Origin of the sequence: Desulfovibrio mangrovi, assembly GCF_026230175.1 — a bacterium.
Lineage (GTDB): Bacteria > Desulfobacterota > Desulfovibrionia > Desulfovibrionales > Desulfovibrionaceae > Halodesulfovibrio > Halodesulfovibrio mangrovi.
The window spans coordinates 1,521,514-1,535,467 of sequence record NZ_CP104208.1; the positions used below are offsets into that span (position 1 = coordinate 1,521,514).

Annotated in this window: 15 protein-coding genes; 4 read left to right on the forward strand and 11 right to left on the reverse strand. The window is 45.9% G+C overall.

Going from position 1 to position 13,954, the window contains the following annotated elements; all coding sequences use genetic code 11:
- Positions 1 to 61 precede the first annotated feature (61 nt).
- The 4 genes from N1030_RS07080 to N1030_RS07095 form a co-directional block, all read right to left on the reverse strand.
- The gene (locus tag N1030_RS07080) at positions 62 to 562 is read right to left on the reverse strand and encodes a GNAT family N-acetyltransferase (RefSeq protein WP_265828543.1); all 501 of its coding nucleotides are present in this window, start codon (positions 560 to 562) and stop codon (positions 62 to 64) included.
- The gene (locus N1030_RS07085) at positions 549 to 1,667 is read right to left on the reverse strand and encodes a hypothetical protein (RefSeq protein ID WP_265828545.1); all 1,119 of its coding nucleotides are present in this window, start codon (positions 1,665 to 1,667) and stop codon (positions 549 to 551) included. The genes N1030_RS07080 and N1030_RS07085 overlap by 14 nt, the downstream gene beginning before the upstream one ends.
- A 2-nt stretch (positions 1,668 to 1,669) precedes the next feature.
- Positions 1,670 to 2,101, reverse strand: coding sequence for an ASCH domain-containing protein (locus N1030_RS07090; RefSeq protein ID WP_265828546.1), 432 nt, complete (start codon positions 2,099 to 2,101; stop codon positions 1,670 to 1,672).
- Positions 2,102 to 2,186: 85 nt separating this feature from the next.
- Positions 2,187 to 3,311 (reverse strand): bacteriophage T4 gp5 trimerisation domain-containing protein, encoded by a 1,125-nt coding sequence (locus N1030_RS07095; protein WP_265828547.1) that lies wholly within the window; start codon positions 3,309 to 3,311, stop codon positions 2,187 to 2,189.
- Positions 3,312 to 3,384: 73 nt separating this feature from the next.
- On the opposite strand from N1030_RS07095, the gene N1030_RS07100 reads away from it, so the two are divergent.
- The 4 genes from N1030_RS07100 to N1030_RS07115 all read left to right on the forward strand — a co-directional run bounded on the left by N1030_RS07100 (position 3,385) and on the right by N1030_RS07115 (position 5,470).
- Positions 3,385 to 3,621 (forward strand): phage terminase large subunit family protein, encoded by a 237-nt coding sequence (locus tag N1030_RS07100; protein ID WP_265828548.1) that lies wholly within the window; start codon positions 3,385 to 3,387, stop codon positions 3,619 to 3,621.
- A 9-nt stretch (positions 3,622 to 3,630) separates the two neighbouring features.
- The gene (locus N1030_RS07105; protein ID WP_265828549.1) at positions 3,631 to 4,701 is read left to right on the forward strand and encodes a phage portal protein; all 1,071 of its coding nucleotides are present in this window, start codon (positions 3,631 to 3,633) and stop codon (positions 4,699 to 4,701) included.
- Between the two features lie 64 nt (positions 4,702 to 4,765).
- Entirely contained in the window at positions 4,766 to 5,023 is a 258-nt protein-coding gene (locus tag N1030_RS07110; protein ID WP_265828550.1) for an Ogr/Delta-like zinc finger protein, read from the forward strand.
- 15 nt (positions 5,024 to 5,038) lie between these two features.
- The gene (locus N1030_RS07115; RefSeq protein WP_265828552.1) at positions 5,039 to 5,470 is read left to right on the forward strand and encodes a hypothetical protein; all 432 of its coding nucleotides are present in this window, start codon (positions 5,039 to 5,041) and stop codon (positions 5,468 to 5,470) included.
- A gap of 1,173 nt (positions 5,471 to 6,643) precedes the next feature.
- On the opposite strand, the gene N1030_RS07120 is transcribed toward N1030_RS07115, so the two are convergent.
- The 7 genes from N1030_RS07120 to N1030_RS07150 form a co-directional block, all read right to left on the reverse strand.
- Positions 6,644 to 6,850 carry a hypothetical protein gene (locus N1030_RS07120; RefSeq protein WP_265828553.1) on the reverse strand — a complete coding sequence of 69 codons (207 nt, stop codon included), beginning with the start codon at positions 6,848 to 6,850 and terminating at the stop codon, positions 6,644 to 6,646.
- Positions 6,847 to 7,062: a hypothetical protein gene (locus N1030_RS07125; RefSeq protein WP_265828554.1), complete on the reverse strand. Its 216-nt coding sequence runs from the start codon at positions 7,060 to 7,062 to the stop codon at positions 6,847 to 6,849. Before N1030_RS07125 ends, N1030_RS07120 begins: the two co-directional genes overlap by 4 nt.
- Before the next feature lie 302 nt (positions 7,063 to 7,364).
- Positions 7,365 to 7,904 carry a hypothetical protein gene (locus tag N1030_RS07130; protein WP_265828555.1) on the reverse strand — a complete coding sequence of 180 codons (540 nt, stop codon included), beginning with the start codon at positions 7,902 to 7,904 and terminating at the stop codon, positions 7,365 to 7,367.
- Between the two features lie 244 nt (positions 7,905 to 8,148).
- Positions 8,149 to 9,651, reverse strand: coding sequence for a KAP family P-loop NTPase fold protein (locus N1030_RS07135; protein ID WP_265828556.1), 1,503 nt, complete (start codon positions 9,649 to 9,651; stop codon positions 8,149 to 8,151).
- Positions 9,652 to 9,681: 30 nt separating this feature from the next.
- Entirely contained in the window at positions 9,682 to 10,950 is a 1,269-nt protein-coding gene (locus N1030_RS07140) for a hypothetical protein (RefSeq protein ID WP_265828557.1), read from the reverse strand.
- Between the two features lie 168 nt (positions 10,951 to 11,118).
- Entirely contained in the window at positions 11,119 to 13,320 is a 2,202-nt protein-coding gene (locus N1030_RS07145) for a hypothetical protein (protein ID WP_265828558.1), read from the reverse strand.
- A gap of 242 nt (positions 13,321 to 13,562) precedes the next feature.
- Complete coding sequence (locus tag N1030_RS07150; RefSeq protein ID WP_265828559.1) at positions 13,563 to 13,871, reverse strand: hypothetical protein; 309 nt, start codon at positions 13,869 to 13,871, stop codon at positions 13,563 to 13,565.
- Positions 13,872 to 13,954 lie beyond the last annotated feature (83 nt).

Consider the following 13,954-nt stretch of genomic DNA (forward strand, 5'->3'; position numbering starts at 1 on the left):
GGTCCGCCAGCACGTGCAAGACAAAGGGCAAAAGAAAAGCCCCGCCGAAGCGGGGCTGTTACTAGTGAATATAGCTAGGAGGGCACCCATCTAGATATCCATTGAATACAAACTCATTCATACCAGATACATAGTAGGAAAACCGGACATCCTTCAATTCAAATCCCTTCGACAGAAGCAAGGGGGCTAATGAGTCCACCCGTTTTTCAGAAACCGTAATCATGGGTAAAACCCCATTAAAAGATCGCAAACTAGCATCTAACAACTGGCGTCCTATCCCACATTTACGAAAGGATTTAGCCACCAACAAAGTACAAATCTTATTCTCAGTTAAGCTAGATTTTAAAATAGCCAAACCAGCAATCTTCCCTCTATGCTTAGCGAGTAAAATCTCACGCTCCCCCAAAACAAGCCCAAAGCCTACTTTAGTCTGTAGCCAGTTCGTAAAGCCTGGATAATCGGCGTCAAGACCCAGAAGCAGAGGGGCAACAGCTCTGAGATGTCCAGTCACCATAGGCATCGTCAATGCACCATATTGAAAGACTTTCTCAATTTGAACCATTTTCTACGCTCCCCTTTTTGCTGCCACCTAAAGGGCTAACCGGAATTTCACCCGAAGAGTTTTCGGAGCCCCGTTTCTGCTGCAACCATTCGCGACCTGTATCATATATATAATTCGACATGCAACCCAGCGCAACCGTAAAAAAAAGGACTATCACCGCATAACGCAACCAGAGAAGGCAAGTCGTGCGATCATATTTATTTTTGATCAAGACCAAGCAAGACTTCACATCTCCTTTAAATTTCCAATGATATGCCAACACACCATTATGTCTTTTCGAATTCAAATAAGCATGATCAATATACTTCTTCCAGACATCACACTCCAAGTACCTACATACCCCGTACTGTGGTGAGTTAACTAAAATCTCATTGTCAGAACTACATACATAAAAAATATGGACCTTATTAAAAACAAACTCTCCTTTATCTCTTATCTCATCCCTCAATCTCTTACTTATAGTTCTCAATTCATTGATTTGCAAGTCAGTAATTTCTACACGAGACAAAAACCTTTGAAGATAAGAATTAGCAAGCTTCTCTTCTGATATACATCCTAAAAGGGCTTCACCTTTCATTCTTAATCGAAAATAAACTTTTCCATTAATATTATCTGGCACTAAAACGCTAAAAACGACACCTTCTCCTTCAATTATTGACATATCATAATCACTATGTGTCAATTCATTGAGAATACAAAACAATTCGTCATCTTTTGAAACACGATGCTGATAAGCATCGTTAATTACATTAATTCCAAGATCTTCATTAAATACAGAACTCAGGACAGATACATCCTTCATATAGGGAACTAAATCCTGAATACCACCAGAATAATATGTTCCATTATGCTTCGGAATAAAGATATTAAACTTAGAAATCTCCTTTGGATTGTATATCATTATTCCAATATCAAAAAAATGATCATGGATTTTTCCAATCCCTTTACTAGGGAGCCTCCATATATTTATATGCAAGTCTGCCTGCTGACTATTGGGGAAAGAAGATTCCCACATCGATTTTTTTGTAAATTTACTAAATTTTTTATTTGAATTTATTTTTTCATTTATCGTAGGCCAAATAACAATACTACTTCTCCCAGCCATAACTACCTCGAAATATTTATATATGAAAATGATTGAGGAGCTCTCAACCCACACTGAAAATCATCCAGACAGTAGTATTTTGAAAATTTAAAATGTCTACCTATTACAAAAGCATGCCCTATTTCTTTTCCATAAAAATACTTAAAAAACCTATCCTCATCTATGCCAGAACAATCAGCACATTTATTCCACAACATCTCAGGATGCATAGATATACAGCTGTCAGAATAAAAACATCCTGTTATCATTTTAACAGGAGCAGTTTCATATACAACAAAAAGCCTGACTCCATCTCTTGTTTTTTGCTTTCTGAATTCGAATTTTTTTTCAGAATTATAAATCTTTTCTACAAATTCAGGATGGATAGAAATCAAACAGACAACAGACGGTACATCCATCTTCGTAACATCTCTTATCATTTCAACCAGATTCACAGCACGACTCCTGTTCAAAAAAACACACACCCACGAGCAGTTATTTATATATAATTACTCAAAAACACAACTCCTTCAACTACTTCTACCCACTAACCCCCTCTAACCTATCCCTATCCGCTCCCACAGCCCCCGCATGCCCATGCACCACTCCACTCTGGTCTGGCTTGGGTATAGCCCCGCCTTGATGGGTGTGGTCCGCCAGCACGTGCAAGGCATCGCGCACGTGTTCCCACACGTCCAGCATCAGCGGCAGCAGGCTCACTTCTCCGGCACCAAGACGCAGGGTATTGCCGCACTGCAGGTTGATATTGGCAGCGGTAATGGTCTTGTCGCCGCCCACGCTTTCCGTGGCGTTTCCGCCCGTATTCTGAGCGCTGTTACCGGTTACGGTGCAGGCATCATCTGCGCCCACGGTAGTGGTGCGCCCTGCGCCTATGGTCTCGGTTACGGACTTGGCCACCGTCGTTGTCACAGCCCCGCGCACATCGGTGCGCACATTGCGACCTACCACCTGCAGCGCATCCTGCCCCACGGTGCAGGCCATGTCTCTGGACGTAGTCAACGCCAGCGAGTCACCGGCAGACAGCCGCGCAGAACCTGCCGTCAGCAGGCGCAGCGCGCCAAGCGCTTCCACACGCTTTACGCCGTCCACACGTTCGGTGCTGTTCTCGCTCACGCGGCGGATCTCGCGCGCCACGTTCTCCATCTTGCGCACGGCGGTGATGATGCGGTCGCGGCTTGCGTCCGTGATGGCCATGTCCGTTTCGCGCGTCCAGTTACCATCCGCGTCTATCCCTTGGTGCGCGGCCTCGCTCTGCATCCAACGCAGTTCACCGGCCTGCAGCATGGGCAGGGATGTACCCAAGGGATACACCTGACTGATGAGCGGATGGTCCGGCCTGCCATAGGCAAATTCCACCACCACAAGCGCCCCGGTGCGCGGATAGCCGAACAGTCCAGCCTCATGGCCACACCCGACCGGCACAGGCAGCGGCACGGCCTCATAGACTGGGTACGCGGAATCCGGCTCCCCTTCCGGCGTGAGCACCTGAATGTCCACGGCATAACGGGGCCGGTACCGCTCGCAGGTGTCACCGGCTTGTGGCGTTTCCGCCACGGCCAGCACTCGCGCATAACGCGGCAGATGCAGCCCTGCGGCGATCTCCGGAAAGAGCTTGAGCACTATTTTTCTAATTGCTTCGCGCATTTCACCACCATGCTATCCCCGCGCAGCTGCAGCGCGGTCACATATTCCCCGTTCAGCAGCACGCCGGGACGCAATGCCGGAATCACGGGCAGGGTTTTGCCGCCGCCTGCAATGGGATGCGGCAGACCGCGAGATTTCGCACGCCTTCATGATGATTCGCCAGACCACCACGCCCACCGGCGCCATGACCTATGCCGCCAACAGATCAGAGACCACAGGCCATGCGGACGCCGCCTTTGCCATTCTGCATGCGGTTTCGCACGAACCTTTAGCCAGACCCCGCGGCGGCAGTCGCGTGGTTATAGGATAGGAGCACAGCATGACAACCAAATGCACCGCCCGCGCCTTTACCTTCGGCGAGCCGGAACCGGTTCTGGACGGCTACCAGTATGCCGACCATCTGGGCGTGTACCTGCTGGACAACGGCCGCTACTACCAGACGCCCGTGCCCTTTACCGGCCTTGCGCGCCTGCTCTATGCAAACGCCTACCACGGCCCGCTGCTGGAGTTTAAAACGCTCATGGTCATGCGCGGGTTTGTACCTTCCGCCGCCATTTCGCGCCGCAGCATGGAGGCCGCAGCCACGGACTATTCCGTGTTTGCAAACGCCTATCTGCAGCTGCATCGCAACGGCTATGGCGAGGTGGTGCGCGCAACGCACCTGCCCGCCATAAACATGCGCCGCATGAAAGAGCCGGATACCTACGGCCTGCTGCAAGTTGCCGGAGAGCTTACGCCCTTTGCCGCGGGCGAGGTGTTTCACTTCCGCAACTACGATGTAACCCAGAGCATATACGGCAAGCCGCGCTATCTGGGCGCCATTCAGAGCATGCTGCTGAACGAGGACGCCACCCTGTTCCGTCGCCGCTATTACAAGAACGGCGCGCACATGGGCTATGTGTTCTACACCAGCGGGGCCGACCTGGAAGAAGCCGATCAGGACCGCATTCAAAAGGCCATAGAAGGCGCAAAGGGCCTTGGCAACTTTCGCAACATGTATCTGCACATTCCCAACGGCGAGGCCAAAGCCGTGCAGATTCTGCCCGTAGGCGATTTTTCCAGCAAGGACGAGCTGGAAAAGATAAAGAACATCTCCCGTGACGACATAATAGCCGCGCACCGCATTCCGCCCGCCATGGCAAACGTTATTCCCACAAACACCGCAGGGTTCGGCGATATTGAAGCCTATGATCGGGTGTATGAGAAAAACGAGATTGCCCCCGTGCGCCAGATGCTGCTGGACGTGAACGAGGTGCTGCGCCCTGATCTGGCAGTGCGGTGGCAGGTGGCAGCCCCGCTGCCGGAGGATAGTGAAGAGGATGCCGCCGCAGAAAGCATGGCCGGCAAGGGCAAAAGCAAGGGGAAAGATGCAGCGTTTAAAGCGGGATAGCTCCCGTCATCGATTGACAGATACAGACGCGAAGACATACTCATAGCTGAAGAGGAATGTGACAATGAGACCTGTATTAGTTCGATGCAACAGATGCGGGAGCGCTGCCGCCATAGACTCCAGCAAGGAGATTTCTGACGTGGTGAAGCACCTGTATTGCATGTGTAGGAATGTGGAGTGCGGTCACACCTTTGTGGTCAGCATGGAGTTCTCTCACACCCTCTCCCCTTCTGCCCTTGATCTGCCGGAAGACGTTAGAGAACGGCTGAAAGGGTATAGCAGGTCACAACAGCAATTGCTATTTTCATCAATACAATCTTAAAACAACGAGCACACGATGCAAAATATAGACTTTAAAAACTTTATAAGAAACCACAAAATCAAACAAAACAATAATGAATACTACACAATAGAAAGATTTAGAACTGAGAGTAAGCATGCACAAAACAGTGTAAAGCCCAATGAACAACAAGTAGATTACATACTAAAGCTAATTATTTATTCAGCATACATAATACCTCCAACACTATTTGGATTCTTATTATCATCTTTTATCAATAACAATTACTCAAATAGCATAACAATGGATGGAATAGTATCATCTGTTGCAACAATATCAGCAATTTTAGCTGCACTATACTGCGGCAAGACATCAGTAAACCATCAGAAATATGTATATGAAAAAGATCTTTACAATACTAACAAAAAGCAATCCTTATGCTCGATACTAGCCATACAAAAAAATTTCACCTATGCACACATCTACTAGATCAAATATAGCAAAAATTCTCTGTGATATAGACACACACGATCAAAACAATGAAACAATAGAAACAAAAATTGAAGCAATTTTTTTAAATATAAATACAGATTTTAACGAAATAATAAGCATCGAGCAATTAAACACTCTTAACCTAAAATCACAAACTGCAATTATAAATTTTTTAAGCACCATAGAAGAAATAAAACACATACCAACAGAGCTAATATTTGAAAATTACCTTATAGATACACCATATGCTGCAGAAAGAATATACATGCACTACAAACTACGAATATCTTCCATTTTGACAAAACTAGACAATACTGAACGAGAATTAGAAGAATCACTCGATCACTCATATCGCCAAATAAATTCATAACTACAAAACCAATTTATTAAAATACCTATCAATATGCAAAACCCTCTAGCGAAATACACAATAAAGTTTAGCGCAACAGGCCAGCTTTCACATTATCGATACTTATATTCAATGATTTTAACCATACTCATACTGACACTAACACTTAAAACATCAGATTCACAACATATTCCACTAATTTACAACACAACACTGAGTTCATATTTTAACCAATTTCAATATGGCAACGACATAATACTGTCAATAATAAGCAGCATAGTTGCTAGCTTTATATTTTATTACTTCGTAGTCTACAGACCAAAAGTACATAACGCAAACAAACTACTAGCTAGCCTATACGCCGGATCAACTGTAATGCTCCAAGGACTGACAGGACTATCAACAGACCGATTATATATGAACATTTTCTACACCAATCAGGAAATAAAAAATTCACCGACACACCATACATAAATGACAAAGTTGACAAAAAAATTATATCTGCATCTTTTGCAATAATAAATATAGCATCAATATACCTACACAAAGACTTGGACATAAACGACAAAGACGAATTAACCACACATAGAATCCTGTACCTCATGCAATCAATCAAAACACTCATATATTCAGATACTCCAAACCCTGAAGAAATACAGAATGAAACTACTACACTATTCAATAAGTACCTAGATCTATTTAGCGGAAAGCTTACCAAATCCTAACCACTCTCCAAAACAACAAAAGCCCCGCCGAATCCGGCGGGGCTTTTTCATTTCTTCATCTTCTTCTCTTCACTTCCTCAAAAACACCAGACCACCTTACCCATCCCTGGACGTGGCGCGCAGATTCTCGGGCGGCAGATCATCCAGACAGGCGGCGCAGTCTTCCAGCCGCTCATGCATCAGGCGAAGGATGCCCAGCAGGTCGGAAGGACCATCCTGCAGGGCCGTGCAGACAAAACGCAGGCCATAAGAGATTTCATACAACTGCCTAGGTACATCTGGGATATTCGTGCGGGATTTCATGAATCCACCCTCCTTTCAATCGTGTTTGCATTTTGCACTACACGATCAATCAGGTGATCCAGTGCCACACTGTGGGCCGGAAGAGCATCATCGCGCAGCCGGTTCAATGTGCCGGCGATGTCTCGCAGATCTTCTGCGACCGATTGGATAGCGGGCTGGATAACGGGCGGTGGAACAGGCCGGGGAAGGTTAGGGGTAGCGTTCTGTGCCATGGGGCACCTCCTCTTGTGATTTGTTCGGTTGGCCCCTCAGAATAAAAGAGGCCGGGAGCTGAACACCGTCACAAGGCGGCTGGAGGATTTCCCCTTGCGGGTATTGTATAGCCTCCGAACTCCCGGCCAAATATTGGCGCAGATATGGCAAATGCACGTCCCCCATCGAGTACAGGCCAAAGCTTGCACACAGGACGCAAAAAAACCACTACTAACGGGAGCGGAGACCGCTTGTGAAAAGGTGTGTTCAGCACCTAGTTGGAAGTATGTGGGATGATTGGGGTGGGTGTCAAGGGGGTGGGTTACTGAGCAGCCAGATACGCCCGCAGTTCATCTTCACGGGCCTTCATTTCACGATAGGGATCAAGGTCAACTCTAAGAACATACTTGCTATAATCCGATGCAAGGAACCAATCGCCATCGGGAGCCTCCGTAAACTCCACGAATTCAACAGGAATATCCTCCTCCCCTCTCAGCCCTTGAAAACTACCACGATAGTAGACCTTGCAAACATCGCGCACGACAACAGCCCGAAGGATGAAATCGACCACCATTAGATACCTTCCATCATACTCCCGAATAGCCGCAGCAAGAAAAACTCCTTTCGTGTCAGCCACCACCTCTTCAAACAGAACAAAGCCAAGATCATATTCACCATCCCAGAGAACGACCTCCATATCCCCAACAGGAATAGGATGGCGTATTCCGAATAAAATCTGAGGGTCCACCATCTGACCAGGCTTGCTCGGCATTTTCCACTGCACGTACAGCACGACCTTGCGCACTGCCCAATACACAGCCCAAAGAACACCCCCCAAAAGAATTCCAATCGCAAGCCACATTGCCACAACAAGCCTCCTGCATCATATGCAGCGCCCAATACCAGCTTCACTGCAGAGAAGGAAGTGCCTGTGCGTGCTAGATAAACAAAAACCCCGCCGAATTCGGCGGGGCTTCTTCATGTAGTCATCGTCTTCTCTTCACACCCTCAGCGCCACCCTACCCCTTCCTGAGCGGAGACCACTGTGGAGTATAGGCGTTGAGAGCGCCTAGTTGGAAGCATGTGAGGTAATTGGGGGGTGGGGGTCAAGGGGTGGGCTTCTTAGGAAAAGGCTGCCCAAAACTCATAAAGCCACCTTCAGCTGCGGGAAACATAAGAGCATCGTAAGACTGAAGACCTCTCTTGTAGTAATCAAAAAATTCATCAACCTTCCCACACTTCTTAAGAGCGCGACCCAGAAAAAGGGGCAACCTTCCAATACTATCACATGAATTCGCTGCTTTTTCGATTTCGTCATCATCAACATAATGACTATTTGAAATAGTCATCAATAGATTATAATAAAACCCTCTATTGGTCCCCAAAGAACGCAAACCATCTTTATCAACACCAAAACTCTTTGGCCACCTGCTATAACAATCAACATCACCCTCGCGCAGCAAAGACAAAAGTACAAATATAAAATAAAAATTACACAAGACACCACGAAGATATTCATTGACATCACATGGCTTAGTCATACCAGATATATGCAAAAAATGCCCCTCACCAGCCAGCATAAAAAAACCACTATCAGAAATAGAACAACGTTTCGACATCAAAGGAGAAACTTTTATCAAAGCCCTATATATACCCCTTGTTTGAATTTTATAAACGTCTACAATCTCTTTGACAAATTCAACAAATCCATCAACATCTTCTTTGCTTTTTAAACATCCTTTATCAAAGTGCAATATATCGATAGATACAAACCTAATGAATAATTCTATGTCAACATCGGCCATAACGTACTCAACATCAACAAACCGACCAAGATATCCACTCGCATCGTACCCTTTACCATATCGAACCTGAGCCATTGAACCAAGTTTCGCCATGTCCACTGACAAAACAAAAATTATATTCTCAACATCAAAAAAATGCTTCACACTTTCGAGAAGCTTAATCGCATATTCCGGCTCACACCGATCCAACTCATCGATAAAGAAATAGAGAGGCTTTTTCCCGCCATCAGTAACCAGGCTCACAAATTCTCGCAGTCCGTCTTTAAAGACCCTGAGGGACGTCTTCAGATCAGAATGCCCACCCTGCACATAGTTCCGAACCCTCTCGGCCGCCCCCCCTCCTCCATTCAGCGTTGCAGCCAATGGCCCCACCCCCGGAACCGCCCACGAAAGAAACGTCGCCATTCCTGCCGTGGCCTTTAACAAACCCGGCAACTCTTCGACCACCTTTGCAAACGCGTCTAAAGCCCGCCCATACCAGCTACTGGACTCTTTATGACTTTTAATAAATTCACCAATCTCCCCCATACAACCCAACAATGGTTCCTTATTAAAATCACTCTCCCATGCATCAAAAACAATACAACAATGCTCGCCCCCGTCGGGGCTTTCCAAATAAGCTTTCCACATCCTGACAAACGAACTTTTCCCCCCACCCCAAGGAGCGCTCAGCGTCATAACTAACGGAGTATCGGCACCTTCCATCAGACGGGCAAGCCTTATAATCTCTACATCACGGCCAAGCTTATCGCTGCCCCACGGATCTTCTGGAGTAGCTGTAAATTCTGGGGGACGACGGAACATAATCTACCATAACCTCCACTCAACTTATCTCTACCCGACAGAATATATACACTTACCATTCTTAAAAATTGAAATAGGGCCATCCTCAGAAACTTTTGCTGACACTCCATAAACAGAGGCCGCAAGCGCCGCAGTAGATCGTCCTCCGCCTCCAATCTCTCCTTTTGGAGACTTAGAAGTGTTAACTATAACATTAACATCAAGCAACTTTGTAAAACCTTTTTTTATCAACGTCATACCATCAGTCGTAAGAATCCGCATCAACTCTCCAGAATCACAAACATCAATAACTGATTTTTTCTTCATATTTTTCAATATAACATCTAAAACGCCATTACCACCATCTATATGCTTCTTGATGAACCCATCTTTTTTAATTTTCCCTAAATTTCTTGTAACAACAAAAACAGTTCCCCTTCTAATTTTCGACAGCGAATACATCATTTTCCAAGGAGAAAAATCATTAGATACACCAAAACATCCATCTATCACCCTGTTATCAAAAATTCTCCACTTCCCTTTTCTATAAACAAACCTAGATTTATTACTTTTGAATATTTCAACCTCAGAAGAAGAGTTTACGCATATATAAAACAAACAATCCCTAACATTATCCATAACCTCTATAACACTTTGACCAGTAAGTCTATCAAATACGTTTTTCCTATTTGCTACAACATTATAATATCCAACAACATCCAAGTTAGTGTCACAAACAAAAAACGAATCTACCCCATCGACATACCTAAAAAACGAAGTATCTTTTACAACTTTCTCACTTATTCTAATTGTCTTAAGCTTATTTTTTTTATCTTTTAATATAAAAGACACAAACTTCGCATCAAAATCATAATTTTCATAATCGCCCAGAGGGCTATTCCCCCTCCGCACTACTACTCCAGCACGCACAGACTCTCCCTCATAACGCTCATAACTAAGCGTCTTCATACACTGTATCAAACTAAAAATATTTATAAAATTTTGAGATCCAGACAAGAATGTTGCTATCGCGACATCCATTGCATTATTTACCACCAATGAATTAAGATAATCCTTGTCAATTCCAGATGCTTCTTCAGGATTCATCTTTTTATAAACCTCCATCACCCTGAATATCACCCTCTTTTCTAGTTCAGAAAAACCCACAAGCCTTGAAAACTCAACATACCTACCGAACATGGGCAACCAGAACTTTTTAACACCTTCGCTTCCCCCCTCCCTTCTTACAACGCACTTACAACCCAAAGCCACTTCTATATCTTCAAGAAGAGACCTAAACGCTCGAGAATCAACAGACATAAGAACTCCCAACTCAATAAAATTACTCAGCACTCTTCCCCACTACACCTAAACCGCTGCGCATTCACATCACTGCGCTTACCCTTCAAATACCGACCATTGGCTGCGTTCTCTGCTTGGCCGTAGCACAGAACTTTATCGAACGCGCGAACGGCAGCACTCAAACAGCTAAGCGACCTGCGCCACCATCTCGCTTCCAAAATCTGCATATCCTTCATCAACCATTTCGCAGGTCACACACTGCCTACCCTGCAACACTGAGCAGACTGCCGTATTCACAAGGTCACGGGCAAAATCCCGAGATTCTCCACATTGATACATATCTTGCAGAACCTTGTGCAGCTTTGCATGGGCAATGGTAGCAGAGGTAACGCTATCAAACTCTTCTTGCGACAACCCACTTTGCATTACAACATCCAAATACTCTTCTTTCAGCACCTGGAACATCTGCACGGCATCATCTTCTACAAACGCATCAAGCGTCTTCTTTGCAATAACCCCACTCACAAAGGCACCAGTCATAGCCCCGAGAACGGGGATCGGAATCAATGCCTGGCCAATAGCAGTCCCCACCAACGACGTGGCGCCAACCGCTGAATTCTTCATAAGCTGCTTTTTAGAAATCTTTCCGCGAAGAGCACGAACAATGTCCGGCCCAAAAACAATCACCCCAACTACACCACCGGCAATAACAGCCCTTCCGGTCACAGCGCGAAGACCAAAAAACTCACCTACGGAAGTCTTCGCAAGACTAGACTCACTAATCGACCGGGCCATTCCATCACTCAATTTTGCAATCGGATTATTAATACCTTTGAAACCAGCGCGAATACCATCTTTGGTGAAATTTTTGACAAACACGTTCGCAAACTGCTTACGGGAAAGCTGCATTGTCAGAGTGTAAACCAACACCCCCTTACCCATAGTGCTCAGCGTAACCCCAATACTTGTCTTGGCCGCCTCCTTAACATCCTTGCCCTGCCAAACACACGTAGCAAAAACAATCGCGCCGGATATTCCCCCCGCCATGGAAGACGAAACAACCCCCGTTGCCATATCAACCGCAAGGCTCTCCAACGTACCAGCCTTGCCGATGTTACAAGCCTGATTATACGTAAACCAACCTTTCTTCACATACTTAGCCGCAGGTGTGCCAGCCGGAGCATTCGGCACCTGCCCGCTATCAATTCGCTTCTGCATGCAGGCAAGTGCCTGTTGATACTGATCTCGCGCAACCTCAATTGGCATCATCGTACCGTCAGGATTCAAGTACACGGCCTGCTTATGAACAAAAGCAGCGCCTATGCTTTCATTTGCAGTCTTGTAGTATTTTGCCTGCGTAGCCACCCCATCAACAATGCGGTCAGCGCCTCCCTTAACTTGCCTACCGGTACTGTCGAGTTGCTGTCCGGCATTAACAACCTGCCTGCCGACAAGCCTATCCATTGCAGTGTTCCCATACTCAGCCGAATACCCATGCCCCCTAGAACCATCCATGTGCCCCTTAATTTCAGCATAATTATCCTGAAACTTCACAGCAGCACCGAGCACCCCAGAAATCTCTGAAGCTGTCTTCACACTCGCAACAACCTGCTCACTCTGAAATTGTTCATCAATTTCATCACAGTTATCGTCTTCATAAACAACATTGCCATCATACAAAACCTTGGGAACCGAGCTATCTTTCACACACGCAATGATTTTGCCAACAGACTCCAAAGAAAGAGTCGTCATACCATTTTTAAGCTCAACAACCTTTTTCTCATCAGAATCATGAGCTATGAAATTAACTTTTATCTTCGATTTATCTAAAGAATAATCAACTACGCCAGCAAACGGAACGTGCACATCATACGAGTTCCAACCCCCATCACTTTTTTTGCTTCCTTGAACACTCACATACAATCCATCTCTTGTTATCACCGTTCCATACTCTCTAACCTCATTAAAGTCAGAACTTGGAATTGCAGAAAAATAATAAACTTCTATTTCATTAGCAGACTTGTTAAAGAAATTGAGAAATGCATTCAATCTGCCATATGGCAAGTTGCCTTCTTCACCCTTAAAAATATATCCATTCCTATTATTCGCATCAACAATTCCAGAATCTTCTACAAATCGGCTGACAATTCTATCTATTTCATAAGTAGAAAGAGGATCTGAAGCTTTCTTTTTCCATTTCTTTATTTTGCTCTTTTCATGAAGATGAGCCCAAATACACAAGACAAAGAACGCCCCCAACACAGGAAGAGCTATTTTCCAATACAAATATGTAACCCAAATAGTTACGCCGATTATCGCAGCACCAAGTGCATATCTCCAGAGGTAAGCAGCAAGAGCAAGCCCAATTACGATCAAGAGAATGTTCATAGCATCACCGCACAGTTAGTATGAAAAACGCACTCACAAAAAATGAAGCCACACCCCAACCCACCGCACTCACTAGGACTTTTACACCTACCAATGCATTCACACCTACGCCATAGAGCATTCACTTGCAATTAGGTATTCGATATTTGAGATGGAAAGATTGCGTAGACAGAGCCGAAGCAACCAGAGGGCAAAAAAAAGGCCCCCGCCACATTCCGTGACGGGGGCTTTTCATTTCCCTTTCACTGCCTCCCCACCCTAAACCTTCCCTCCCGCACCTCCACATAGCCATGGGCAACAAGCCATGCCACGCTTCGGTATGGCAAAAGGCCGCCGCCAAGCTGCAGCTGCAGGCGGATCAGGCGGGAGTATCGGGTCAGCACCATCTGCACCCACCGCTGATGGGCCAGCTCCTCACGTGTTTCGCGGTAGCGCTTTTCATGCTGCACCACCACATCCGGCCCAGCGGATGCCTCCGCAAGCTGCACGCGCACGCCACGGCACGCCAGCTCATACACGGGGTCAAAGAATCTGCATACGCGGTTATCCATTCCGCCAGCATCGCACAGGCCAGAGAATCAGGGAACATAACGCAGAGTGAGTTGCGCATGAAAAAAGCCCCAGCTTAGGCGGG